21 protein-coding genes are annotated in these 24543 nt (G+C 67.9%); 13 read left to right on the top strand and 8 right to left on the bottom strand.

Annotated elements, in window-relative coordinates:
- Nucleotides 1–61: 61 nt before the first annotated feature.
- Nucleotides 62–1309 (top strand): putative DNA modification/repair radical SAM protein, encoded by a 1248-nt coding sequence (locus GGQ80_RS13685; RefSeq protein ID WP_183985773.1) that lies wholly within the window; start codon nt 62–64, stop codon nt 1307–1309.
- A gap of 229 nt (nt 1310–1538) precedes the next feature.
- Here GGQ80_RS13685 and GGQ80_RS13690 read toward each other — a convergent pair whose 3' ends face one another.
- The gene (locus GGQ80_RS13690) at nt 1539–2219 is read right to left on the bottom strand and encodes a cell cycle transcriptional regulator TrcR (protein ID WP_183985775.1); all 681 of its coding nucleotides are present in this window, start codon (nt 2217–2219) and stop codon (nt 1539–1541) included.
- Between the two features lie 184 nt (nt 2220–2403).
- On the opposite strand from GGQ80_RS13690, the gene GGQ80_RS13695 reads away from it, so the two are divergent.
- Complete coding sequence (locus tag GGQ80_RS13695; protein WP_183985777.1) at nt 2404–2658, top strand: hypothetical protein; 255 nt, start codon at nt 2404–2406, stop codon at nt 2656–2658.
- Between the two features lie 49 nt (nt 2659–2707).
- Here the strand turns inward: GGQ80_RS13695 and GGQ80_RS13700 are convergent, their stop codons facing one another.
- Nucleotides 2708–3709: an NAD(P)H-quinone oxidoreductase gene (locus GGQ80_RS13700; RefSeq protein ID WP_246347088.1), complete on the bottom strand. Its 1002-nt coding sequence runs from the start codon at nt 3707–3709 to the stop codon at nt 2708–2710.
- 70 nt (nt 3710–3779) lie between these two features.
- On the opposite strand from GGQ80_RS13700, the gene GGQ80_RS13705 reads away from it, so the two are divergent.
- From GGQ80_RS13705 to GGQ80_RS13725, 5 genes are all read left to right on the top strand, one after another.
- Nucleotides 3780–3974, top strand: coding sequence for a DUF1192 domain-containing protein (locus GGQ80_RS13705; RefSeq protein WP_183985778.1), 195 nt, complete (start codon nt 3780–3782; stop codon nt 3972–3974).
- A 172-nt stretch (nt 3975–4146) separates the two neighbouring features.
- Nucleotides 4147–6468, top strand: coding sequence for an ATP-dependent Clp protease ATP-binding subunit ClpA (gene clpA / locus GGQ80_RS13710; protein WP_183985780.1), 2322 nt, complete (start codon nt 4147–4149; stop codon nt 6466–6468).
- 318 nt (nt 6469–6786) lie between these two features.
- On the top strand, nt 6787–8445 hold the full coding sequence (locus tag GGQ80_RS13715) for a GGDEF domain-containing protein (protein ID WP_183985782.1): 1659 nt from the start codon (nt 6787–6789) through the stop codon (nt 8443–8445).
- A 64-nt stretch (nt 8446–8509) separates the two neighbouring features.
- The gene (locus GGQ80_RS13720) at nt 8510–8707 is read left to right on the top strand and encodes a hypothetical protein (RefSeq protein ID WP_183985784.1); all 198 of its coding nucleotides are present in this window, start codon (nt 8510–8512) and stop codon (nt 8705–8707) included.
- A 31-nt stretch (nt 8708–8738) separates the two neighbouring features.
- Nucleotides 8739–10427 carry a long-chain-fatty-acid--CoA ligase gene (locus tag GGQ80_RS13725; protein WP_183985786.1) on the top strand — a complete coding sequence of 563 codons (1689 nt, stop codon included), beginning with the start codon at nt 8739–8741 and terminating at the stop codon, nt 10425–10427.
- 100 nt (nt 10428–10527) lie between these two features.
- Here the strand turns inward: GGQ80_RS13725 and GGQ80_RS13730 are convergent, their stop codons facing one another.
- From GGQ80_RS13730 to GGQ80_RS13745, 4 genes are read right to left on the bottom strand one after another with little or no spacing between them, the layout of a single operon-like run.
- Complete coding sequence (locus GGQ80_RS13730; RefSeq protein WP_183985788.1) at nt 10528–13362, bottom strand: M16 family metallopeptidase; 2835 nt, start codon at nt 13360–13362, stop codon at nt 10528–10530.
- A gap of 7 nt (nt 13363–13369) precedes the next feature.
- Nucleotides 13370–13570, bottom strand: coding sequence for a hypothetical protein (locus GGQ80_RS13735; RefSeq protein WP_183985790.1), 201 nt, complete (start codon nt 13568–13570; stop codon nt 13370–13372).
- 2 nt (nt 13571–13572) lie between these two features.
- Nucleotides 13573–14706 (bottom strand): tRNA guanosine(34) transglycosylase Tgt, encoded by a 1134-nt coding sequence (tgt, locus tag GGQ80_RS13740; RefSeq protein ID WP_183985791.1) that lies wholly within the window; start codon nt 14704–14706, stop codon nt 13573–13575.
- A complete protein-coding gene (locus GGQ80_RS13745) occupies nt 14703–15284 on the bottom strand; it encodes an EF-hand domain-containing protein (protein WP_246347089.1) in 582 nt (193 codons plus the stop codon). The genes tgt and GGQ80_RS13745 overlap by 4 nt, the downstream gene beginning before the upstream one ends.
- A gap of 602 nt (nt 15285–15886) precedes the next feature.
- Between GGQ80_RS13745 and GGQ80_RS13750 the strand changes: the two genes are divergently transcribed.
- From GGQ80_RS13750 to GGQ80_RS13765, 4 genes are all read left to right on the top strand, one after another.
- Nucleotides 15887–16570, top strand: coding sequence for a response regulator transcription factor (locus GGQ80_RS13750; RefSeq protein WP_183985793.1), 684 nt, complete (start codon nt 15887–15889; stop codon nt 16568–16570).
- Between the two features lie 20 nt (nt 16571–16590).
- Nucleotides 16591–17880: an ATP-binding protein gene (locus GGQ80_RS18770; protein ID WP_221364393.1), complete on the top strand. Its 1290-nt coding sequence runs from the start codon at nt 16591–16593 to the stop codon at nt 17878–17880.
- Nucleotides 17881–18118: 238 nt separating this feature from the next.
- A complete protein-coding gene (locus GGQ80_RS13760) occupies nt 18119–18364 on the top strand; it encodes a hypothetical protein (protein ID WP_183985797.1) in 246 nt (81 codons plus the stop codon).
- 43 nt (nt 18365–18407) lie between these two features.
- A complete protein-coding gene (locus GGQ80_RS13765) occupies nt 18408–19088 on the top strand; it encodes an HPP family protein (RefSeq protein ID WP_183985799.1) in 681 nt (226 codons plus the stop codon).
- Here GGQ80_RS13765 and GGQ80_RS13770 read toward each other — a convergent pair.
- Together GGQ80_RS13770 and GGQ80_RS13775 are read right to left on the bottom strand one after the other, a co-directional pair.
- On the bottom strand, nt 19085–20575 hold the full coding sequence (locus tag GGQ80_RS13770; RefSeq protein ID WP_246347090.1) for an HWE histidine kinase domain-containing protein: 1491 nt from the start codon (nt 20573–20575) through the stop codon (nt 19085–19087). The two genes, GGQ80_RS13765 and GGQ80_RS13770, sit on opposite strands and share 4 nt — an antisense overlap.
- 76 nt (nt 20576–20651) lie before the next feature.
- Nucleotides 20652–21527 carry an SDR family oxidoreductase gene (locus GGQ80_RS13775; protein ID WP_183985801.1) on the bottom strand — a complete coding sequence of 292 codons (876 nt, stop codon included), beginning with the start codon at nt 21525–21527 and terminating at the stop codon, nt 20652–20654.
- 160 nt (nt 21528–21687) lie between these two features.
- Between GGQ80_RS13775 and GGQ80_RS13780 the strand changes: the two genes are divergently transcribed.
- Nucleotides 21688–23019 carry an alpha/beta fold hydrolase gene (locus GGQ80_RS13780; RefSeq protein WP_183985803.1) on the top strand — a complete coding sequence of 444 codons (1332 nt, stop codon included), beginning with the start codon at nt 21688–21690 and terminating at the stop codon, nt 23017–23019.
- Nucleotides 23016–24536: a GMC family oxidoreductase gene (locus tag GGQ80_RS13785; RefSeq protein ID WP_183985805.1), complete on the top strand. Its 1521-nt coding sequence runs from the start codon at nt 23016–23018 to the stop codon at nt 24534–24536. Before GGQ80_RS13780 ends, GGQ80_RS13785 begins: the two co-directional genes overlap by 4 nt.
- The last annotated feature ends 7 nt before the right edge of the window (nt 24537–24543 follow it).

The following is a 24543-nucleotide window of genomic DNA, read 5'->3' on the forward strand; positions in this document are numbered from 1 at the left end:
TGTGGCAACGTGTGTCAGCGCGCCCCGTGACATTGCAGCGAGTGGAACGTATATCGAACGCATGGGCCAGCTCGACACCCGGCAGAAGCTAGCGATCCTGGCCGATGCGGCGAAATACGACGCGTCATGTGCCTCGTCGGGAACGCAGAAGCGCAACTCGCGCGATGGGAAGGGGCTGGGCTCGACCGAGGGCATGGGCATTTGCCATGCCTATGCGCCCGACGGCCGCTGCATCAGCCTGCTCAAGATCCTGCTGACCAACAGCTGCATCTTCGATTGCCATTACTGCATCAATCGCAAGAGCTCGAACGTCCGCCGCGCGCGCTTCACCGCGCAGGAAGTCGTCCAGCTGACGATCGCCTTCTACAAGCGCAACTATATCGAGGGGCTCTTCCTGTCGTCGGGGATCATCAAGTCCTCCGATTACACGATGGAGCAGATGGTCGAGGTCGCGCGGTCGTTGCGCGAGGATCATCACTTCCGCGGCTACATCCATCTGAAGACGATCCCCGATGCCGATCCCGAACTGGTGCATCGCGCCGGCCTCTATGCCGACCGCGTCTCGATCAACGTCGAGCTGCCGACCGCGGGCGGGCTGAAGCGACTGGCGCCCGAAAAGGACGGTGTGCGGATCGAGGGCGCGATGCGCGACGTCAAGACGGCGATCCAGGATCTGAGCGATGCGAAGAAGCGCTACAAATCGGCGCCGCGCTTTGCACCCGCAGGGCAATCGACACAGATGATCGTCGGCGCCGATGCCGCGACCGATGGCGACATCGTGACCCGTGCCTCATCGCTGTACGATCGCTTCGGGCTTCGGCGGGTCTATTATTCGGCGTTCAGCCCGATCCCGGATGCCAGCGCGGTGCTGCCGTTGCAACGGCCGCCGTTGATGCGTGAGCATCGGCTGTACCAGTCGGACTGGCTGATGCGCTTCTACGACTACAAGCCGGCCGAGGTCGTCGCGGCGGTCGACGAGAAGACCGGGATGCTGCCGCTCGACATCGATCCCAAGCTCGCGTGGGCGCTGAAATTTCGCGAGCATTTCCCCGTCGACGTGAACCGCGCGCCGCGTGAGATGCTGCTGCGCGTGCCGGGGCTGGGGGTGAAGGCGGTCAACGCGATCCTGACCAGCCGTCGCTGGCGACGGCTGCGGCTCGACGACGTCGCGCGACTGACGGTGTCGGTGACGAAGGTGCGGCCGTTCATCGTTGCCGAGGATTGGCGACCCGTGGTGCTGAGCGATCGCGCGGAGCTGAAGCCGATCGTGGCGCCGAAGCGTGAACAGCTGGAGCTGTTCGCGGCGTAGGGCGATTTTTCACCTTCATTCGTCATCCCGGCGAACGTCGGGATCCATGGAGGCGATCGGCTGGTGAGGGCCCCAACGAGATAAGCCGAAACCATAGGCCCCGGCGTTCGCCGGGGTGACGGAGAGGGACTTCTTGCAACCCTTCGTCATTCCCGCACAGGCGGGGATGACGGAGAAGGGGTTCGGGACCACTGGAGTAGCGGCAGGTTGCGGCGCCCCCCAATCCCGGTCAGTCCTTCGAATCGCCGAACAGCGCGCGGATGTCATCGGCTTCCTCGTGAAGCTCGGCATTGGCCTCGCGCGCGGCGGCTTCGCGTTCGGCGCGCAGGCTAGCGATCAGCGCCTCGCGGTCGCCCTCGAGACGGGTGTCGGTCGGGGCCTGGCCTTCGGTGCCCGAGGCCTTGGCGGCCTTGGTCACCGCAGCGTCGAGCTCGCGCTGCGACGTCAGGCCGAGCGTCACCGGGTCCTTCGGCGTGATGTTGGCGATGTTCCAGTGGCTGCGGTCGCGGATCGCGGCGATCGTGGTGCGGGTGGTGCCGATCAGGTTGCTAATCGCGCCGTCGCTGATCTCCGGATGGTTGCGGATGATCCAGGCGATGCCGTCGGGCTTGTCCTGGCGCTTCGACACCGGGGTGTAGCGCGGGCCCTTGGTCCGGCGGACCTGCTCGGGGCCCTTGGTCATCTTCAGGCGATAGTCGGGATCGGCCTGGCCCTTGTCGATCTCGTCCTGCGTCAGTTCATGCGCGCGGACAGGATCGCGGCCGGTGAGCTTGGTCGCGGCGGTGTCGTCGGCGATCGCCTGCACCTCGAGAATGTGGAGGCCGCAGAAATCGGCGATCTGCTCGAACGAGAGCGACGTGTTGTCGACCAGCCAGGAAGCGGTCGCATGAGGCATGAGCGGCTGGGCCACGGATCGGGAACTCCGGCTTACGAACAAAAACGGCCGCCCCTTCCCGGAGCGGCCACGCAATGCCCCGATGTACTGCGCGTGTTGCCCAAGAGCAACCTCCCGAGGATTTTAGGCGTGGTGCGTTGACCGAACTGTCACAAAACCGGGATAAGGCCCGCTGCATCGCACAAGGGAGTTCAACAATATGACGTTTTTCAAGGGGATCGCCGGCGCGGTCGCGGGGCTGGCCCTGATCGCCGCCCCCGTCGCCGCTTCGGCCGCCCCGGCGCCGAGCGCCGCCAAGCTGTCGCTGCGCAGCGGCACGAGTGCCAAGCAGTCGACCAAGATCGGCGCCGACGTCAGCACGACGACGCTGATCAGCATCGGCATCCTCGCCGCGCTGGTCGTGATCGTTCTGGTCGCCACCGGCGGCGATGACGGCTCGCCCTCCAGCAACTGAGCGGGCTGGGGCGGCCGGTTTGCGGTCGCCCCATCCGAAACCTGGCGCTTCAGTCGCTCGTGACCTGAAGCACGATCTTGCCGACGTGATCGCCCGCGCCCATCCGCGCATGGGCGGCGGCAGCTTCCGATAGCGGATAGACCTGGTCGATGACCGGGCGCAGCCGTCCCTCGGCGACGTGCGGCCAGACGGTGCGGGCCAGTTCGTCGGCGACCATCGCCTTGAACGCGGCATCCCGGCCGCGCAGCGTCGAACCGGTCAGCGTCAGGCGGCGACGCATGATGTCGAAGATCGGGATTTCGGCGGTCGCGCCGCGCTGGACCGCGATCGAGACGTGGCGGCCGTCCTCGGCCAGGCACTGAAGGTTGCGCGGCAGATAGTCGCCGCCGACCATGTCGAGCACGACGTCGACGCCGCGACCGCCGGTGATCTCCTTCACCCGCGCGACGAAATCCTCCGCCTTGTAGTCGATCGCGTGATCGGCGCCGAGCGCCAGCGCCTGCTCGCATTTTTCGCGCGAGCCCGCGGTGACGATGATGGTGACGCCGAACAGCCGGCACAGCGCGATCGCGGTGGTGCCGATGCCGCTGGTGCCGCCGTGGACGAGAACCGTGTCGCCCTCGGCCGCATAGCCGCGCTCGAACAGGTTGGTCCACACGGTGAAGACCGTCTCGGGCAGCGCCGCCGCCTCGATCATCGACAGTGATTCGGGCACCGGCAGGCATTGGCCCCAGGGCGCGACCGCATAGTTGGCATAGGCGCCGCCTGCAACGAGCGCGCAGACCTGCTGACCGATCGCGGTATCGTCGACCCCGTCGCCCACCGCGACGACCTCGCCCGACAGCTCGAGCCCCAGGATCGACGAAGCGCCTGGCGGCGGCGGATATTTTCCCTCGCGCTGCATGACGTCGGGACGGTTGACCCCGGCGGCGGCGACGCGGATCAACACCTCTCCCGCAGCCGGCGTCGGCACCGGGCGCTCGACGAGACGAAGCACTTCGGGGCCGCCATGCGCCTCGGGATCGATCGCCTGCATCGTTTGACCCGTCATCGCGATATCAGCTCCCCTGTCCAAGCGGTCGTTATTGACATCGTCCCACGGTGGGTCAACGCTGGCGTCCATGGAGATCGACGACCTCCCGCATGCCGGTAACGATGCGCTGGCGCAGCTGATCCGCGAGGATCTCGACCCGCTGTCCGTCGCGGAGCTGGAAGCGCGGATCACCGCGCTGGAGGGTGAGATCGCACGGTGCAGAAAACGGATCGAACACGCCGTTAACCATCGTGCAAGCGCCGACTCGCTATTCCGATCATGAGCATGGGGTCGGTCCCGATCGTCCGCGACAGGCGGGACGGCGGGGCATCGGCCGGGCGGAACGCCTTCGTCCGCCGACATCGACCCCACCGCTTGATGCGGGGCCGCGTCATCACGACATTAGTGATGCACGGGCCGCATCCCCCTGGCGCGGCCCGACTGGAGTTTCGTTGATGCCATCCTTCGCCCCCGCCCTGGAAACCACGCTGCACAAGGCGCTCGAAGCTGCCTCGTCGCGCCGTCACGAATATGCGACGCTGGAGCATCTGCTCCTCGCGCTGATCGACGACGAGCATGCGTCGAAGGTGATGACGGCGTGCAGCGTCGACCTTGGCGAGCTCAAGACCACGGTCGCGCATTATCTCGACACCGAGCTCGATGCGCTGAAGGTCGATGCCGCGACCGATCCGTCGCCGACCAGCGGCTTCCAGCGCGTCGTTCAGCGGGCGATCCTTCACGTCCAGTCGTCGGGCCGCGACGAGGTGACGGGCGCCAATGTGCTGGTCGCGCTGTTCAGCGAGCGCGAGAGCTATGCCGTCTATTTCCTGCAGCAGCAGGACATGAGCCGCCTCGATGCGGTCAGCTTCATCAGCCACGGCGTCGGCAAGGGTGGCGCGCCGACCGAAGCCTCGACGCCGAAAGGGGCTGACGAGGAAAAGCCGGCGAAGGGGCAGGACAAGGGCAAGGGCGAGAGCGCGCTCAAGCAGTTCACCGTCGATCTCAACGAGAAGGCGAAGAACGGCAAGGTCGATCCGCTGATCGGCCGCGGGCCCGAGGTCGACCGCACGATCCAGATCCTGTGCCGTCGCAGCAAGAACAACCCGCTCTATGTCGGTGATCCCGGCGTCGGCAAGACCGCGATCGCGGAAGGCCTGGCGCGCAAGATCGTTGAGGGCGAGGTGCCCGAGGTGCTGAAGGAGGCGGTGATCTACAGCCTCGACATGGGCGCGCTGCTCGCCGGCACGCGCTATCGCGGCGACTTCGAGGAGCGGCTGAAGCAGGTCGTCAACGAGCTGGAGAAGCTGCCCCATGCGGTGCTCTTCATCGACGAGATCCACACCGTCATCGGTGCCGGCGCGACCAGCGGCGGCGCGATGGACGCGTCGAACCTGCTGAAGCCCGCGCTGTCGGGCGGCTCGATCCGTTGCATCGGATCGACGACGTACAAGGAGTTCCGCAACCACTTCGAAAAGGACCGCGCACTGCTGCGCCGGTTCCAGAAGATCGACGTCAACGAGCCGACGATCGAGGATACGATCAAGATCCTCGCCGGTCTGCGTTCGGCGTTCGAGGAGCACCATTCGGTCAAGTACACGCCCGATGCGATCAAGTCGGCGGTCGAGCTGTCGGCGCGCTACATCAACGACCGCAAGCTGCCCGACAAGGCGATCGACGTGATCGACGAGGTCGGGGCGATGCAGATGCTGGTGCCGCTGAACAAGCGCAAGAAGACGATCACGACTCGCGAGATCGAGGCGGTGATCGCGACGATGGCGCGCATTCCGCCGAAGTCGGTGTCGACCGACGACAAGAAGGCGCTCGAAAGCCTCGAAACCGACCTGAAGCGGGTGGTGTTCGGCCAGAACGCGGCGATCGAGAAGCTGGCGTCGGCGATCAAGCTGGCGCGGGCGGGCCTGCGCGAGCCGGAGAAGCCGATCGGCAACTATCTGTTCACCGGCCCGACCGGCGTCGGCAAGACCGAGGTCGCCAAGCAGCTGTCGTCGATCCTGGGCATTCCGCTCCAGCGCTTCGACATGAGCGAATATATGGAGCGCCACTCGGTCAGCCGGCTGATCGGTGCGCCGCCGGGCTATGTGGGTTTCGATCAGGGCGGCCTGTTGACCGATGCGGTCGACCAGAACCCGCATTGCGTGCTGTTGCTCGACGAGATCGAGAAGGCGCATCCCGATCTGTTCAACATCCTGTTGCAGGTGATGGACAATGGGCGACTGACCGACCAGCACGGCAAGACGGTCGACTTCCGTAACGTCATCCTGATCATGACGACCAATGCGGGTGCGTCCGACATGGCGCGCGAGACGGTCGGCTTCGGCAACATGACGCGCGAGGGTGAAGACGAGCAAGCGGTGCAGCGGATGTTCACGCCGGAATTCCGCAACCGCCTCGATGCGATCGTGCCGTTCGGCTATCTGCCGCCCGAGGTGGTCGCCCGCGTGGTCGACAAGTTCATCCTCCAGCTCGAATTGCAGCTGGCGGATCGCAGCGTCCACATCAACCTGGACGATGCGGCCAAGAGCTGGCTGACCGAGAAAGGCTATGACAAGCTGTACGGCGCGCGTCCGATGGGTCGCCTGATCCAGGAGAAGATCAAGCAGCCGCTTGCCGAGGAGCTGTTGTTCGGCAAGCTGGTCCATGGCGGTGAGGTGACGGTGCGGATGAAGGACGGCGCGCTGTCGTTCGGCATCGAGCCCGCCCCGCCCAAGAAGCCGCGCAAGAAGGGCGGCAGCAAGGCGGAGCCGATCCAGGCGAAGTAACGGACAACGGGGCGGTTCCGGCGGACCGCCCCGCTTCGTTTCGAGGGTGCCGCGTCGTCGGATCGCGACCGCGACTCCGGCCGATGGACCCATATGACCCGGCCGGGATGCGATCCGGATCCAGTGGGGGTTTCCGCCTCGTGTGGGCGGACCGGTTGACCCGTCGAGCACGTCGCGCCGCGTGGCCCGAAAATCGCACTAAGGACAAACCTCAACACTAAAAAAATCTTTGTTGCCGCTTCGTTTACCATTCCTTCGGAAACGCGCCGCTAGACCGACGGCATGATGGTGGCGAGGCTCTCAGGATGGCTGCTGGCGATGTTTGCCAGTGTGTTGGCCCTGCTGATGGCGCCGACCGCGGCGCGGGCGGCAGAGGCGCCGCCGGTCGAGGATGCGCCGGTCGCGACCTGCGTGCTGCCGGCCCAGCCGGGCATGACCGCCCGGCAATTGCTGGCGACGCCCGGACGGTTCGATTGCACGACACCGCAACGCGCATTCGGGTCGGGCGATTTCTGGGTCTTGTCGCAACCGCTGCCGACGATCCAGACCCGCGCTCGGTCGCCGCTGATCCGCACCGGGAGCGTCTGGCAGCAATCGGTCACGCTGTACGTTCTCTATGCCAACGGTGCGATCCGCCAGACCGGCTATACATCGGCAACCACCGGAGAACATCTGCGGTTGGGCGCGCGGATAGCAGTACGCTTGCCGCGCCATGACGCCGCCAAGGCGGTTCGCCTGTTGTGGCACATCCGCGGCGCCGCCAATTTGCGCGGGATCGTGCTGGGCGCGACGCTGATCGATCCGGCGCGGGCGAGCGAACAGGAAGTGGTGCTCGGCCTGCTCTACGGTGCGTTCGCCGGAATGGCGCTGGCACTGGTGATCTATAATCTGGCGCTGTGGGCAGTGCTGCGCCAGGCGTATCAGCCGGTTTATTGCCTGTTGCTGCTGTGCCTGCTCGGCTATGCCGCCAGCACATCGGGCGCGCTCGGCATGGCGTTGCCCTGGCTCGACAACAACGATCGGCTGCGCGCGAACGGCATTTTGCTGGGCGGCGCCGGCGCGTCGGTATTATATTTCGCGCGCACCTTCTTCGAAGCGAAGGTCTTCGCCGGTCGGTTTCGCTGGGTGTGCGACGGCGTCGGGGCGGCGCTGATCGGGTCGGGCCTGCTCTACGCCCTGGCATCGCCGTGGCACATCGTCTGGCTCGACCGGATGGTCATCGTGAGCTTCGCCAGCCTGGTCGCCCTGATCCCGGTGGTGCTGTATCGTGCCTGGCGCGCACGCAGCAATTTCCTGTGGCTGTTCGCGATCGCCTGGGGCGCGCCGATCCTGCTGACGGCGTTGCGCATCGGCCATGCGCTGGGCTTGCTGCCGTGGAGCCTGCTGATCGACAATCTGACGTTGGTATCGATGGCGATCGAGGCGACCGCCTCCAGCCTCGCGATCGCCTATCGGATCCATCTGCTGAGCCGGGAACGCGACGAGGCGCGGACACAGGAAATCGCGGCACGGCTGCTCGCGGCGACCGATCCGCTGACCGGCCTGCTCAACCGACGTGCCTTTCTGGAAGGCGCGATCGGACGTGAGGGCAACCAGATGCTGCTGCTCGCCGACCTCGATCATTTCAAGACGGTCAACGAGACGATCGGGCACGACGGCGGCGACGAGGTGCTGCGCGTCTTCGCCCGCGTACTGCGCGCCTCGGTGCCGGCGGAGGCGCTGGTGGCGCGGCTGGGTGGCGAGGAGTTCGCGATCGTCGCGCCGGTCAGCGCCAACCTATCGGCAACCCTGTTGCTCGATCGCCTGCGCGCTGCGCGGATGCCGTACGACCTTACCGTCACCGCCAGCATCGGCAGCTGCATCGGCGAACTGACGGACGAGATCGATTGGAAGGCGATGTATCGCTGCGCCGATCGTGCGCTGTTCGAAGCAAAGGCCGCCGGTCGCGATCGGGCGAGGGCGTCGCTCGCCGCTTGATTACACTTGTAATCAAAAGCGATCGGTAGTAGCCTCCCTGCGAGCGCAAGGGAGGCGCTGGTCGATGCTCGATCGTCGTCGCAAGGGTCTGATCGTAATCGCGCTTCTGGTAGCGGCACTCGCTGCGCGTCATCCGACCGCCGACTTCCGCCTCGTCACCCACGATATAGGCGATCCGCAGCCGCATCGCGTCCAGGCGGCGGTCGACCTGGGGCTGGTTGGCGTGTCGTTCCTCTACACATGGAGCCAGCGGCTGGGTTGACCGCGCGCGGGCGTTGCTTACACTCGTGTAAATGACGACTGCCGATCGTGACTGGGAAAGCGGCTATCGCCATCCCACCCCCTGGGCCACCAGCTATCCGCCGCTGTCGCTGCCGGACCTGTTCGCCGCCTCCGCCGCGCGCAGGGGCGATGCGTCGCTGATCGACTTCCTCGGTCGGCACTACAGCTATGCCGAAACGCTCGATGGTGCGCGGCGGGTCGCGTGCGGTCTTGCGGCGCTGGGATATGGTCGCGGCGATCGGATCGGATTGTTCCTGCCCAATGTCCCGCATTACGTCGCGGCTTATTACGGCATCTTGATGCTGGGCGCGACGGTGGTGAATTTCTCCCCGCTCTACACGGCTGATGAGCTGGCGCATCAGGTCGGCGATTCGGGCACGCGGTTGCTGTTCACGCTATCGGCGGCGGCGCTGTTGCCGACGGCGCTGAAGGTGCTGGAGGGAAGTGCGCTCGAACGACTCGTCATCGGGTCGGTGGCGGGGGCGCTGCCGCCGGCGAAGTCGCTGTTCTATCGTCTGTTCCGCGGCAAGGAGGTAGCGCCGCGACCCGACGATGCGCGGTTGACCGCTTTCTCGCAATTGATCGCCAATGACGGGACGTGTGTCGTCCCGGCGATCGATCCGGCGACAGACGTGGCGTTGATCCAGTATACCGGCGGGACGACCGGCGTGCCCAAGGGCGCGATGCTGACCCATGCGAACCTGACCGCCAATGCGCGGCAGGTGAATGCGCTCGATCCCGACGCGGGCGGTCCCGACCGGATCGTCGGCGCGCTGCCGCTGTTCCATGTCTTCGCCAATACCTGCGTCCTCAACCGAACCGTGGCGAACGGCGGGATGATGGCACTCCTGCCGCGTTTCGACGCCGGGCAGGTGCTGGCGACGGTAGCGCGGGTGAAGGCGACGTCGCTGCCGGGGGTGCCGACGATGTATCGCGCCCTGCTCGACCATCAGGGGATCGCCAAGGCCGACCTGTCGTCGCTGCGCTTTTGCGTGTCGGGCGGTGCGCCCTTGCCGGCGGAGACGAAGGCGGCGTTCGAGACGCGGACCGGTGCGTTGCTGGTCGAGGGCTATGGCCTGTCGGAGTCGTCGGGCGTGGTATCGTGCAATCCCTATGCGACCGGTGGCGAGGCAGGGTCCATCGGCCAGCCGCTGCCGTCGACGCGGGTGCGGCTGGCGGACAAGGAGGATGCGACGCGGCCGGCGCCGATCGGCGAGCCGGGCGAGATCCTGGTCGCCGGACCGCAGATCATGGCGGGCTATTGGCAACGGCCCGAGGCGGATGCGGAGGTGTTCGTCGAGGACGCCGACGGCACGCGCTGGCTGCGCACCGGCGACGTCGGGACGATCGATGCGAACGGCTTCATCCATATCGTCGACCGGCTGAAGGACATGATCGCGGTCAGCGGTTTCAAGGTCTTCCCGAGCCAGATCGAGGCGGCGCTGTACCATCATCCTGCGGTGCGCGAGGCGTTGGTGATCGGCATGCCCGATGCCTATCGCGGCGAGCGGCCGCGGGCGTTCGTGACCGTGAGCGAGCCGATCGAGGGCGAGACGCTGAAGGCGTGGCTCAACCCGCAGCTGGGACGGCACGAACAGGTCGATGCCGTGGTGGTGCGTGAGGCCTTGCCGAAGACGATGATCGGGAAGCTGAGCCGCAAGGATCTGGTCGCGGAGGTGATGGCGGAGGGGGCCGTCTAGTCCGAACCTGCCCTCACCCTTCCGGCGCTTCGCGCCTCCCTCCCTCTCCCAGCGGGAGAGGGAAGAGCTGCCGGAGGCAGCGAAGGGTGAGGGCCGGGGCTTACTTCAGCGTCGGGCTGTCGAGCTTCAGCTGGCCCTCGGTCAGCGTTTCCGCGTTGGGGTAGGCCTTGGCCAGCGCGGGGCCGAACTGCTTGGCATCCCCCACCACGACGATGCTGGCGGCGGCGGGATCGAGCAGCGTGACCGACGCGGACTGGATTGCGGCGGGGGTCACCGCCTCCACCTTCGCGGTGTACTCGCCGAACTCGCTCAGCGGCACGTTCTGGACGACATAGTCGCCGAGTACGTCGGCGATCCCGCCGGTCGTCTCGATCGTGCGGCCGAAGCCGCCGACCAGCACCGCCTTGCGCGTGGCTAGTTCGTCGGCCGGCACCGGCGTCTTGCCGAGTGCGGCCATCTGCTCGACGATCAGGCCGACGACCTCGGGTGCGGTGGCGTTCTTGGTCTGGGTACGCGCGGCGATCAGACCGGGCTGGCGCCCCGCGGTAACGCCGCTGCCCGCGCCATAGGCAAGGCCGCGCTTGATGCGGATTTCCTGGTTCAGCCGCGACGAAAAGCCGCCGCCGAGCACCGAATTGGCGACGCTGAGCGGATAATAGCGCTGGTCGGCACGAGCGATGCCCGGCCGCGCGACGACGACTCCCGCCTGGCCGGCGCCCGGCATGTCGACGACAATGGTGCGCGGCGCGGGCAGCGCCGGCGGCGCGAGCGTCGGCTGGACAACCTCCTTGGCCCGCCAGCCGCCGAATTGCGCGTCGGCGATCGCCTTCGCCTGCGCTGGCGTGATGTCGCCGACCATCACCAGCGCGGCCTTGGCCGGCTGCCATGTCGCGGCATAGGATGTGGCGATATCGTCGCGGGTGATCGCCTTCAACGAGGTCGGCGTACCGACGAGCGGCGCGCCATAGGGGTTGGCGCCGAACACCGCGCGGGCGGCGGTCAGGCCGGCGAGCTGCGCGGGGTTCTTCATCGCGACCTGGACGCCGTCGATCGCCTGGGTGCGCGACCGCTCGATCTCGGCGGCGGCGAAGGCGGGGCGGGTGGCGACGTCGGCGAGGATCGGCATCGCCTTCGCCAGCTGGTCCGACTTGACCGTAACCGACACCGACGCGCCGTCGCGGTCGGCGCCGCTTTCGATCGAGGCGCCGAGCGATTCCATCTCGCGCGCGATCTGGGTCGCCGAGCGCGTCGTTGTTCCCTTGGTCAGCAGGTCGGCGGTCAGGCTGGCGGTGCCGGCACGCGCGGGCGGGTCGAATGCGCCGCCGCCCGTCGCGACCAGCGTTGCGGTGACGATCGGCAGGTCGTGACGCTCGACGGTGATCAGGCGCATGCCGTTGGCAAGCTTGGTCTCGACCGGCTGCGGCAGGGCGACGCTGACCGGCGTGCCGGGGGTTGGCGGCATGAGCCGGTCGGACCCGCTGGCGGGCGTCACGATCGCGATATCGGCGGGCGGCGTCAGCGGCGGGGCGACCACGGTTGATGCGACCGCGATGGTGTCGCCGGTCGCGGTCGCCGGCTTGGCGCTGTCGGGCAGGTAGCGGATCGTCGCCGACCGGTCGTCGCCCAGATATTGCCGGGCGACACGCTGGATGTCGGCTGCCGTGACCCGCGCGATCTCGGCGAGCTGGCGGTCGGCGGCGCGGGGATCGCCGTCGATGATGACCGACGAGGCCAGGACGCGGGCCTTGCCCTCGGCCGTCTCGCGGCTGCGGATCGCGCCGGTCAGTATCTCGTTCTTCGCCTCGGCCAGCTCGGCGGCGGTCACCGGCTGGTCGCGCAGCCGCGCCACTTCCGCCTTCAGTGCGGCGGTGCCCTGATCGACGGTCTTGCCGCCCGCCAGGATCGCGAAGAGGATCAGGTTGCCGGTGCCCTGCTTGGTATCGAGGAAAGCCTGCGCCTCCTGCGCCAGCTGGTCGCGATAGACGAGGTTCTCGTGCAGCCGCGAACTGTCGCCGGTCGACAGGATGGTCTGGAGCACCGACAGCGCGGCGGTGTCGCTGTTGCGATCGGCGGGGACGTGCCAGCTCATCAGCACCGCGGGCAGCGGCGTGTTGGGTTCGTAGACGGTGTAGCTGACCGGCTGGGTCCGCTGGGGCTCGGTGACGGTCACGCGCGGGATCGCGCCGGCGGGGCGCTTGATGGGCGCGAAATACTGGTCGATCCAGCGATTCAGCTGGGCAGCGTCAAAATTGCCGGCGACGACGAGGATCGCATTGTCGGGGCGATAATAGGTTGCGTGGAAGGCGCGGACGTCGTCGATCGAGGCGGCGTCGAGGTTCTGGATGCTGCCGATCGTCGAGCGGGCATAGGGGTGGCGGGTGTACGAGGCGGCCGACGCGTAGGTCGAGAACAGCTTGCCATAGGGCCGCGCGAGCGTGGACTGGCGCAATTCCTCCTTCACGACGTCGCGTTCCGAGGCGAAGCTCTTGGGCTCGACGACCAGGCTCGACAGCCGATCGGCCTCGGCGAACAGCAGCCGCTGGAGATGGTTCGCGGGGACCACCTCGTAATAGTTGGTATAGTCGTCGTTGGTCGACGCGTTGTTGTAGCCGCCGACGTCCTCGGTAAGGCGATCCATCTGCTCGGCGACGAGGTTGCGCGTCGCCTTGAACATCAGATGTTCGAACATGTGGGCGAAGCCCGAGCGGTCCTTGGGATCGTCCTTCGACCCGACATCGTACCACATCTGCACCGCGACGTTCGGCGTCGTCGTGTCGCGGATGGCATAGACGCGCAGGCCGTTGGCTAGCGTTCGTTCGGTAAAGTCGATCGGCTTCACCGCCGCCGCACCGGCAGCCGGGGCGGTCTGTGCACCGGCGATCGAGGGGGCAAGGGTGGCGGCACCCAGCAGCAGCGCGGCGCGGAAGAACGTCATCGGCGGATCAGCCCTTCTTCTTGGACTTGGCGGTCTTGTTCGAATTGGCGAACAGCACCGCCGCGGCGACCGCGGCGGAGCCGATGCCGACGCCGATGATGCGCATCGGCCAATTGCTCTTGTCGGCCGGATCGGGGGCGGTGGCGGCGTCCTTGCGCTTCTTCGCGTCGGCGACCGCGGCGAGGATCTCATTGGGTTCGTCGGCCATCTCTACTCTCCTTTGGGCTTTTGGTAGCGGGCGCGGAAGGCGTTGGCGAACGGGGTCAGGTGCCCGTCCGAAATTGCGCCGCGCAGGTCCGCCATCAGCGTTTCGTAGAACCAGATATTGTGTTCCGTCATCAGCATGGCGCCCAGAATCTCCTGCGCGCGGACGAGATGATGGATATAGGCGCGGCCCCAGGTCGCGCAGACGGGACAGGGGCATTCGGGATCGAGCGGCCCCGGATCCTCGGCGAACCTCGCGTTGCGCAGGTTGATCGGCCCGTCGCGCGTGAACGCTTGACCGGTGCGGCCCGAGCGCGTCGGCATGACGCAGTCGAACATGTCGATTCCGCGCTCGACCGCGCCGACGATGTCGTCGGGCTTGCCGACGCCCATCAGATAGCGTGGCTGATGTTCGGGCAACTGCCGCGGCGCATAATCGAGGCAGGCGAACATCGCCTCCTGCCCCTCGCCGACCGCGAGGCCGCCGACCGCATAGCCGTCGAAGCCGATGTCGATCAGCGCATCGGCCGACGCCTTGCGCAAACCTTCGTCGAGCGCGCCCTGCTGGATACCGAAGATCGCATTGTGCGCGGCGTGCTCCTCGGCCGCGAAGAAGGCGTCGTGGCTGCGCTTCGCCCAGCGCATCGACCGCTCCATCGCCGCCGCCTGCACCTCGCGCGTCGAGGTGGTGGGCACCAGCTCGTCGAAGGCCATGGTGATGTTGCTGCCGAGCAGTCGCTGGATCTCGATCGAACGTTCCGGCGACAGCAGGTGGCGGGTGCCGTCGAGGTGCGACTTGAACGACACGCCCTCTTCGCTGCGCTTGGTCAGATCGGCGAGGCTCATCACCTGATAGCCGCCGCTGTCGGTCAGGATCGGCTTGGTCCAGCCCATCAGCTGGTGGAGGCCGCCGAGCCGATGGACGCGCTCCGCGCCGGGACGCAGCATCAGGTGATAGGTATTGCCGAGGATGATGTCGGCGCCCGACTCCTCGACGTCGGCGGGCTTCATCGCCTTGACCGTGGCGGCGGTGCCGACCGGCATGAAGGCGGGGGTGCGGATCAGGCCGCGCTCCATCTCGATGGTGCCAGTGCGCGCGGCGCCGTCGGTGGCGGCGATGCTGAACGAGAAGCGGCTCATTGCTGGATCGGCGACCGTTCGGGCGGCTGGCCGCCGGGGACGCGCTCGCCCTTCGGCGGCGGCGGACGCTTGCCCTTGGGATAGCTTTGCGGCGTCACCGGGCCCTTGTCGTCGGCAGCGACCGCACGGATCGTCAGTGCCTCGTTCCGCGTCACGGCGCTGTCGCCATCGCGATCGTAGCGCGAGAACAGCTTCGAGAACTGGCGCTGAAGCTCGTCGGCGGTGATGCGGTTGTCGCCGTCGCGGTCGACCTCGAACGGGCTCGGCAACGCGCCCTGGCTGCCCAGCCAGCGCACCTGCCAGTCGGCATAGGCAATATAGCCGATGCTGCCGGCATTGGCGCGGTCGGCGGCGGCATAGGTTCGCGCGATGCAAGCGGTCAGCTCGGCGCGGGTGGTACGGCCGTCGCCATCGCCGTCGCACGCGACGATGAACATCGCCGCCGGCTCGACGACGAGCGTCGCGGGGGTCAGCTGGTTCGCCTTGGCGGGACCGGTGACGACCACGTCGGGCTCGGGCGGCGGCGTCTGCTGCTGGGGCATGGCCATCGCCAGCAGGAGCGGAAGCGGCAGCATCATCGCGCGGCGTTTCGCTCGGGCGCTGACGGGCGGTGGGTGGAAAGCGTCACTGGGAACCTTGTCACTCTGATGGGGCGCGGGCGATCCGTGACCCGTTCCGGCATCCTTCCTAGATTGCCGGTCCCGCGGCGCCAAGAAACATTGGCACCAGCGCCGCACCCGGGCGACGAAGCGCTCCACTAGATTACGGAACGCTGACGGTAAGGTAAATTCATGATTAATCGGCGATCGTCTATCGGTGGCATATGAGGATGAGAGGATTGGTCCGATGACGGCACGATCAGCTATCGCGCGAGAGGCGGGCACGACGCAGCGGCGTCGGGCTCCAGCCGGGATGTCGACTTGCCGGCGATGCCGGCGGCCTGGCAGGTTATTGCCCGCGTCCATGCGCTAATCGACGACAACATCGCAACGCGCGGCGTCGCCGCCACGCCGCCGGCCACCGATCGGCATGTGGCGCGTCGACGCGCGTCCATTGCGGCGCGCCTATAACCCACGCGCCGCATCACCGCCGGGCTCCGAGAAGGTTGGCGTTTTTCAACCTTCGCCGCTTGAAACTTATCATCGAGCGACGGACAACCGGTCCAACAGGGGATCGCAACTTGCCGGTACTACATGTGCTTATCGTCGAGGACGATGGCGAGGCGGCGGCGCGACTTGCCGCCGACCTGGCCGCGTCGGGCCATAACGTCCGCACGGCCGGGACGCTCGATGCCGCGCGTGAGGCGCGGGCCGAGGCCGTCCCCGACGTCATCGTCCTCGACCGCATGATCGGCGGGCGCGACGCGCTGGCCGAGATCGAGCCGTCCGAAGGCCGCCTGTTTCCCGAGCCCGTGCTGGTGCTGACCAGCATGGCGGGATTGAGCGACCGGATCGCCGGGCTCGATGCCGGCGCCGACGACTATCTCATCAAGCCGGCGGACCCGCGCGAGCTGGAGGCGCGGCTTCGCGCCCTGGTCCGCCGGCCCAAGGCGTCCAGCGACAACGAAGTGCTAACCTGCGGTATTCTAAAGTTAGATCGGATGCTGCGCGAGGCGTGGGCGGGTGACCGCAAGCTGCCGCTCCAGCCACGCGAGTTCCGCCTGCTCGAAGAGCTGGCGATCGCGCGCGGCGAGATCGTGACGCGGCGAATGTTGCTGGAGCGCGTGTGGAACTTGAAATTCGATCCGCGGACCAAGCTGATCGAGACGCATGTCAGCCGGCTGCGCGACAAGCTGGGCACGGGCACGGGGATGCCGAGCGTCGTCACCGAGCGCGGCGTCGGCTATCGGCTGACCACGCCTTGATCGCACCGCGCGGTCGGACCGTGCGCCACCGCGTGTTCATGTGGGGCACGGCGTTCGGCATCATCGCGATCCTGACGGTGGCCGCGGGTTATCTCGCCGCCCAATTCCTGTTCGCGCATGGGCTGGACCAGCGCATCGAGGCGCGGTCGGCGGCGCTGGTCGAGGCGGCGAAGCGCGGCGGGATGACCGCGATGACCGACGAGATCCGGCATTACGAAGGACACGGCCTCCGCACCTTCAGCTACCGCATCACCGCCCGCGACGGACGGCTGCTGTCCGGGATCGCGAACATGCCCTCGCTCGAACCGGGGTGGCACGATGTGCCCGTCACCGACGTCGACGACGATTCGTCCGAGCGGGCGCGGGTGCTGACGACGGTGCTGCCCGATGGTAAACTGCTGTCGGTAGTGGCCGACACCGACTATGTCGACGCGTTCGACGGGATCATCGTCGTCATCCTGTCGCTGACGGTGGGGCTGACCGCGATCTGCGCCTTCGTCGGCGGGCTCCATCTGGAGCGGGTGGTGCTGGGGCATCTGGCGGCGGTGAACGACATGGCGGGGGAACTCGCGCGGCGCCCCGACCTCAGCCGGCGCGTGCCGTTGAGCGATCGCGACGACGAATTCGATGCGCTCGCCGCGACGTTCAACGCGATGCTCGACCGGATCGAGGCGCTGGTCGCCGATAATCGGCGCGTGACGGGCTATGTCGCGCACGACCTGCGCGCGCCGCTCGCGCGGCTGGCCGAGCGGCTGGCGGATGCGCAGGCCACGCAGGGCGACGAATGCCAGGCCCTGCTGGCCGCGGCCGAAGACGACATCATCCATATCCTCGAACTGTTCGACGCCTTTCTGGCGATCGGCCATCACCGCGACGGGGCGACGGGCGCGCATCGAGTCGACCTGTCGGCCTGCGTCACCGACTTGGCGGAAAGCTTCGCGGTGGTCGCGGAAGCGTCGGGCCGGTCGCTCGAGGCGCGGGTGGCGCCGGGCGTGGTGGTCGAGGCCAGCGAGCCGCTGATCGGCCAGATGATCGTCAACCTGATCGAGAACGCGATCCGCCATTCGTCCCCCGGCAGTGCGATCGCCGTGACACTGGCACCGGTCGGTTGCCAGGCGGAGCTCGTCGTGAGCGACGAGGCGCGCATGCCGGTCGCCGCCGGCCAGCCGTCGATAGAGGCGGGACGGGTGCAACTGGGGCTGAAATTGATCCGGTCGGTCGCGCAGAGCCACGGCGGCACCTTCGCGATCGAGCCAACGACGCGTGGCATGCGCGCCTGCGTCCGGCTGCCGCTCGTCGTCACAGCCTGAGCGCGGCGGCGGCTGCCCGCGAAGCCCGTCGGACAAGGTTGATTCGACCCAACCCGACGGCGTGGTCGGAACGGCGTGGTTAGCGCAGCATTGACGCGCTGAGCGATGGCTCATGGGTCCAACTCGGCCCAATGCATTCGAGGCTCCGCCAATGACCATCGTACCGCGCGATGCCGCCCCCCGGGCGGCCGTACCGTCTGCGCCCGCCACCCTCCTGCGCCACGGCGCGCGGTGACGCTTGGCCCGGCCCGGATCTCTTCATGAACGCGACATCAGCGACTCGGCACGATCGATCCAGACGGCGATCGTTCGTATCGAGGCGGCGCTGGCCGACGATGCGGCGGCCGGCGTGATGGCACGCGATCCGCGCCGCGACGACGACCGGCTCGATGCGCTGCGGCTGGCGGGCTGGGTGGCGGGCGTCACCCTGCTGCTGATCTTCCTTCTTGGCATCCTCGCCTACGCCGACGTCTGGTTCGACTGATCCGAGCCTTGCCATGCCCGCGGTCGCGGGTCATCGCGCCGGCATGACGCTCGATGACCTGTTTTCACCCATTCTCGCGGGGGCGACGCTCAACGGCCGGCTGGTCGCATGCCTAGGCGCGGGCATTGGGATCGCGCTGACGGTCCTTGCCTGCTCGCTGCTGCCGTTGAGCCTCTACGATCTGCCGGTGATCGTCGCGCCAATCGGTGCGTCGGCGGTGCTGGTGTTCGCGGTACCCAGCAGCCCGCTGGCCCAGCCCTGGCCGGTGATCGGTGGCAACACCGTTTCGGCGCTAGTCGGCGTCGCGGTGTCTCGGTTCGTTCCCGATCCCGCACTCGCGGCGGCCGTTGCGGTCGGTGGCGCGATCCTGGTCATGTCGCTGCTGCGCTGCCTGCATCCGCCGGGCGGCGCCGCGGCCCTAACCGTGGTGATCGGCGGCCCGGCGATCCACGCCGCCGGCTATGGCTTCGCCCTTGCGCCGGTCGGCATCAATTCGATCGCGCTGGTGCTGCTGGCGATCGCATTCCATCGGATCACGCGGCGCAGCTATCCGCACAAGCCCGCCTCTGTTCCTCAGCCGACGCCGCGCGCACGATTTGATGCGGCGGATATCGATGCCGCGCTCGCCGAGATGCACGACAGTTTCGACATCAGCCGCGAGGATCTGACCGCACTGCTCGACCATGCCGAGCGTCACGCGCGGACCCGAAACGAAGGGCGTTAGATCGTCGCTTCGATTTCGAAGCGGACGCCGGTCGGCGGGTATGAGATCGCGGCGCCGGCACGGACGTGGCGGCGCAGGATCCGCTCGATCATCCGCGTGCCGAAGCCGGTGCGCGTGGGCGGGGTCACCATGGGGCCGTCATGTTCCCCCCAGCAGAAGAACAGCCGACGCTCGCCACCCTCGCGCCGGATCGACCATTCGATCGCGACGCGACCTGCCGGCACCGACAGCGCGCCGTATTTGATCGCGTTGGTCGCCAACTCGTGCAGCGCCATCGCCAGCGCCAGCGTGATCTCTGGAGAGACGCGCACCGACGGGCCGTCGAACCGGATGCGCTCGCCATCGCGATCGCGGAACGGCAGCAGCGCGCGGGCAACGATGTCGCCGATCGCCGCGCCCTCGACTTCGTCCTGGATCAGAAGCTCCTGCGCCGCGGCGAGGCTGCCGATCCGCCCCGACACGGCGACCGCGGCATCCTCGAGCGACGCGGCATCGCGCAGCGTCTGGCTGACGACGGCGTTGACGGTCGCGAGCGTGTTCTTGACGCGATGGGTCAGCTCGCGGGCCAGGATCGCGCGATGCTCCTCGGCGAATTTGCGTTGCGAGATATCGGTGCTGAAGCCGGTCATCGCGAGCGGCGATCCGTCGGCTCGGTACTGCAGCTCGCCCTCGATCGCGACCCAGCGTTGTTCGCCGGCGGGGGTCAGGATGCGATATTCGATCCTGTATGGCTCGCCGTGCTCGATCGTCCGCCGAACCGCCTCCTGCTGAGCCGGTAGGTCGTCGGGGTGGATGGCGGCGGACAGGTCGTCGTACGTGAAGGAATCGCTGTCCGAACGCCCGAAGATGCGTCGGCAGCCGCTTGACGAACCCAGCGTCATCGTCGCCAGGTCGAGCGTCCAGGTGCCGAGCCCACCGGCCTTCAGCGCCATCCGCAGCCGGGCGTTGTGCGCGGCCAGATCGGCGTCGCGCTGCGCCACCTCGGCAGCCAGCGCCTCGCGATCGCGCTCCAGCTTCAGCACCCGGTGGCGTTCGACCGTCACGTCGATCTGCGACGCGACGAAATAGCGAAGCGACCCGTCCTTCGCGAAGACCGGGGCGACCATCAGCCGGTTCCAGAACGGCGTGCCGTCGCGGCGATGGTTGAGCAGGTCGAGCTCGATCGGCTCGCGTCGGGCGATCGCGGTCCTCAATCGCTCGACGTCGTCGGGATCGGTCAGCGGCCCCTGCATGAACCGGCAGTTGCGCCCGAGGACCTCTTCGGCGCGAAAACCCGTCAGCGCCTCGAACGCGTGGTTGACGTAGATCAGCGGACAGTCGGGCAGGGTCGGATCGCTGACCACCATCGCCACCGGCGTCATGTCGAAGCCGACCTGCACCGGATCCTGCGCGCTTCGCCCACGGGCAAAGTCATCGATCGCCGCCCGGATCTCGGACGACGGCTCGAAGGTCTCGATGACAGGGGATGTCGTCGCCAGTCGGTCCAAAGCTGGAACGACGATAAGCGATCGACGTCGCCCGCACAATCTACCGTTTCGTCATGACGTTGCGCGCGGCAGTCGGTTACGAGACGGGCACCCCGCCCGTCACTGCGACGACGTTGCCCGACATGTAGCTGCCCTCCGCCGACGCCAGCAGGACATAGGCGGGGGCGAGTTCGGCGGGCTGGCCGGCGCGACCCAGCGGCGTGTCGTGGCCGAGCGTTTCCAGCTCCTCGGGCGATTTCGCGATCGGCTGGATCGGGGTCCAGATCGGCCCCGGCGCGACCGCGTTGACGCGGATGCCGTCGGCGGCGAGCAGGTTCGACAGGCCGACGGTCAGGCTAGAGATCGCGCCCTTGGTCGCGGCGTAGACCACCATGCTCTCGGTTGCGACCTTGGCCTGCTCGCTGGTCGTGTTCACGATCGCCGATCCCGGCTTCAAGTGCGGGCGCGCCGCCTTGGCGAGGCGGATCATCGCGAAGACGTTGGCGGCGAAGGCGCCCTGCATATCGTCGTCGTCGATCGTCTCGATGCCCTGGTTGATGGTCTGCGCGGCGGCGTTGTTGACGAGGATGTCGAGCGCGCCGAGGTCGCCGACGGTCCGCTCGACCAGCTGCGCGCAATGGTCGCGGTCGCGGATGTCGCCGGGGAGAAGCAGGCAGCGGCGGCCTGCCTTTTCCACCCAGGCCCGCGTCTCTTCGGCATCGACCTGCTCCGCCTCGAGGTAGGAGATGGCGACGTCGGCGCCCTCCCGGGCATAGGCGATGGCGACGGCGCGGCCGATCCCGGAATCGCCGCCGGTGATGAGCGCCACCTTATCCGTCAGCAGCCCCTTGCCGACATAGCTTTCCTCGCCGTGATCGGGCTTGGTTCGCATCAACGTGGTCAGGCCTGGGCGGGGCTGATGCGGTTCGTCGGGGAAGCTGGTGGGCCGATCGGCGGGCGCGTCGTTGGTCATATCGGCTCCTGTCTGCTGACGAAGCGCAACGGCTGGCATCGGGTTTCGTGCCGCCGTCGGCGACTTATCGCCGATGACGAGCAATTCCGGCGCCATGCCGGAACTTGCGAGCCGGCGGCGAGCTTCATCCCACATCAACGACGTATGTGATGGGACCCAGGTGGCGCGGATCTTCTACCTTCACGCGCTGGGCGCGAGTGCCGCCGAGTGGGACGGTGTCATCGACACGATCGGAGCCGAGGTCGAGCATGTGGCGCTCGACCTTTCCGGCTTCGGCGGTAGCGACGACGCCCGCCTGGATGTCGCAGGGCTGGTCGACTGGTTCGCGGATCGCGTCGGCGACCATCGGCCGGATAGTTGGGCGGTCGTCGGCCACAGCATGGGCGGCAAGATCGCGACGCTGGCGGCGGCGCGTGCGCGCGACGGCGATCCGGCCTTCAGCGGGCTGGCCGCCGTCGTCCTGCTGGCTGCGTCGCCGCCATCGCCAGAGCCGATCGACGAGGAACGCCGCGCCGAGATGATCGCGTGGTTCGACGACGGCAGGATCGATGCGGACGAGGCGGCAACCTTCGTCGATGCCAACACGGCGACGCCGCTGCCCGATCCCCTGCGCGCGAAGGCGATCGCGGACGTGCAGCGATCGGGGCGCGAGGCATGGGTCGGTTGGCTCGAGCGGGGCAGCCGCGAGGACTGGGCGGAGGCGGCGGGAGTCATCGCGGTGCCGGCGCTGATCGTGGCAGGCGGGGAGGATGGCGACCTCGGCATCGAGGCGCAGCAGCGGCTCAATGTGCCGCATTATGCCGATGCACGGGTCGAGGTGGTGGCGGGCGCAGCGCATCTGCTACCTTACGAGCGGCCTGCCGACGTGGCGGCGCTGATCCGCGACCATGTGCGGCCGGCATTCGCATCGGCACTGCCCGCCGACTTCGTCGCGCTGCTCGCCTCCGATCGCGTCAGCCGGCGGACGCGGGCGGTGATGACGGCGCGCCATGCGGCACCGATCGGGAAGAGCGTCCTCACCGAACGGCAGCGCGACGTGCTCGCGGCGCTGGTCGAGACGACCCTGCCCGGGGTGTGCGATGGTGCCGATCTTGCCCGCCGGATCGATGCGATGCTGGCATCGGGACAGGGCGACGGCTGGCGCCTCGTTGATCTGCCGGCGGATGAGTCGAGCTGGGCGATGGCGCTGGATACGCTGGCCAGCGATGGCTTCGTCGATTGCGACGGCGAGGCCAGGGGCGACGCATTGCGCCGCATCGCCGAGGGTTCGGGCGGCGATACCGGATCGCTGACTGCAGCGCAGATGCGGCTGTGGTTCGCCGAGGCGCGTGCGGAGATCGCGCGGCAATGGATGGCGCTGCCCGCGACGATGGCGCTGGTCGGCTATGACGGCTTCGCGGTCGGCGGCGATGGCGAGCGCAAGCAGGGCTATCGGCTGACGGCGGCGGACATGATCGAGCCCTGGCAGGTGCAGCCGGGAGCCGTCGCATGACCGGCGGCGCCGTCGATGTCGTGATCGTCGGCAGCGGTGCCGGCGGCGCGCCGCTGGCCGCCCGGTTGGCGCAGGCGGGCGTCTCGGTCGTGGTGCTGGAGGCGGGACGTGCGTTCGCGCCGAGCGACCATGTCGCGGACGAACTCGCCGCCGATATCTATTGGATGGAGGAGCGGCTGAGCGGCGGGCGCGATGCCACCGCGTTCGGCGCCAACAACAGCGGCATGGGCGTCGGCGGATCGACGCTGCACTGGGGCGCCTTTTGCCCAAGGCCTGACGCGCGCGATCTGCAATTGCAGACGCTGGCCGGCGTCGGCGCCGACTGGCCGATCGCGCACGCCGAACTCGCTCGCTACGTCGAGGCGGTCGAGGGGTTCATCGGCGTGTCGGGGCCGGTGCGCTACCCGTGGGACGACGCGCGCCGCTACGAGCTGCCCCCGGTCGCGCGCAACGCGCCGGCCGATGCGATGGCGCGGGGCTGCGCGGCGCTGGGCATCGCGGCGACCGACGCCCCGGCCGCGCTGGTGTCGCGCGATCGAGAGCAGCCGCATTGGGGTGAGCGGCAGGCGTGTATCAACTGCGGCTTCTGCCACCAGGGATGCCGCGTCGCGGCCAAGGCCACCACCGACACCAGCTGGCTGCCGCTGGCCATCGCGCATGGTGCCGAGGTTCGCGCGGAATGCCGCGTCGTCGAGGTCGAGCGCGATGGCCGCGGACGAATCACGGCCGTCGTCTACGACCGGCGTGGCGAGCGGCTGCGGCAGAAGTGCGCGGCGCTGTTCCTGTGCGCCGGCGGCGTCGAGACGCCGCGGCTGCTGCTCAACTGGGGGCTCGCCAATGCCAGCGGGCAGGTCGGGCGCAACTTCATGGCGCATGTCGCGACGCAGGTTTGGGGGCGCTTCGATGCCGATATGCGGATGAACCGCGGCTATCCCTCCTCGCTGATCAGCGAGGACATGATGCGTCCCGCCGGTGCCGGTTTCGCCGGTGGCTATCTGATGCAGAGCCTGGGGGTGTTGCCGGTGACGCTTGCCGCCAACCTGGCGCGCGGGGCGGGGCTATGGGGCCAGCCGCTGGTCGATATGCTGACGGACTATAACCGCCTGGGCGGGATCGGGATCAACGGCGAGTGCCTGCCGTCCGACGACAATCTGCTGACGCTGTCGGACGAAACCGACACCTATGGCCTGCGCAAGGCGCGGGTCGACTTCAGCTATGGCGACAACGAGCGCGCGATTGACGCCCACGCGCGTAGGGCGATGACGGCGATCTGGGAGGCGGCAGGCGCGCGCGACATCGTCGCGGTCGATAGGTCGGCGCATACCATCGGCACCTGCCGGATGGGGACGAACGGCGACGAGGCGGTGGTCGATGCCGACGGCCGCAGCTTCGACGTCGAAAACCTCTTCATCTGCGACAATTCGGTGTTCCCGAGCGCCCTCGCCGCCAATCCGGCGCTGACGATCATGGCGCTGTCACTGCGCTGTGCCGACCGCTTCCTCGCAAACCGCATCTGAAGGAGAA

The sequence above is a fragment of the Sphingomonas jinjuensis genome, assembly GCF_014197105.1.
GTDB lineage: Bacteria > Pseudomonadota > Alphaproteobacteria > Sphingomonadales > Sphingomonadaceae > Sphingomonas > Sphingomonas jinjuensis.

What these genes read in the sequence shown, in the direction of transcription:
- GGQ80_RS13725 (WP_183985786.1), top strand. Translation starts at nt 8,739, where the DNA reads ATGACGACTGCCGATCGTGACTGGGAAAGCGGCTATCGCCATCCCACC.
- GGQ80_RS13720 (WP_183985784.1), top strand. Translation starts at nt 8,510, where the DNA reads ATGCTCGATCGTCGTCGCAAGGGTCTGATCGTAATCGCGCTTCTGGTA.
- GGQ80_RS13775 (WP_183985801.1), bottom strand. Translation starts at nt 21,527, where the DNA reads ATGACCAACGACGCGCCCGCCGATCGGCCCACCAGCTTCCCCGACGAA.
- GGQ80_RS13785 (WP_183985805.1), top strand. Translation starts at nt 23,016, where the DNA reads ATGACCGGCGGCGCCGTCGATGTCGTGATCGTCGGCAGCGGTGCCGGC.
- tgt (WP_183985791.1), bottom strand. Translation starts at nt 14,706, where the DNA reads ATGAGCCGCTTCTCGTTCAGCATCGCCGCCACCGACGGCGCCGCGCGC.
- GGQ80_RS13715 (WP_183985782.1), top strand. Translation starts at nt 6,787, where the DNA reads ATGTTTGCCAGTGTGTTGGCCCTGCTGATGGCGCCGACCGCGGCGCGG.
- clpA (WP_183985780.1), top strand. Translation starts at nt 4,147, where the DNA reads ATGCCATCCTTCGCCCCCGCCCTGGAAACCACGCTGCACAAGGCGCTC.
- GGQ80_RS13695 (WP_183985777.1), top strand. Translation starts at nt 2,404, where the DNA reads ATGACGTTTTTCAAGGGGATCGCCGGCGCGGTCGCGGGGCTGGCCCTG.
- GGQ80_RS13685 (WP_183985773.1), top strand. Translation starts at nt 62, where the DNA reads ATGGGCCAGCTCGACACCCGGCAGAAGCTAGCGATCCTGGCCGATGCG.
- GGQ80_RS13730 (WP_183985788.1), bottom strand. Translation starts at nt 13,362, where the DNA reads ATGACGTTCTTCCGCGCCGCGCTGCTGCTGGGTGCCGCCACCCTTGCC.
- GGQ80_RS13745 (WP_246347089.1), bottom strand. Translation starts at nt 15,284, where the DNA reads ATGATGCTGCCGCTTCCGCTCCTGCTGGCGATGGCCATGCCCCAGCAG.
- GGQ80_RS13705 (WP_183985778.1), top strand. Translation starts at nt 3,780, where the DNA reads ATGGAGATCGACGACCTCCCGCATGCCGGTAACGATGCGCTGGCGCAG.
- GGQ80_RS13735 (WP_183985790.1), bottom strand. Translation starts at nt 13,570, where the DNA reads ATGGCCGACGAACCCAATGAGATCCTCGCCGCGGTCGCCGACGCGAAG.
- GGQ80_RS13765 (WP_183985799.1), top strand. Translation starts at nt 18,408, where the DNA reads ATGACGCTCGATGACCTGTTTTCACCCATTCTCGCGGGGGCGACGCTC.
- GGQ80_RS13700 (WP_246347088.1), bottom strand. Translation starts at nt 3,709, where the DNA reads ATGACGGGTCAAACGATGCAGGCGATCGATCCCGAGGCGCATGGCGGC.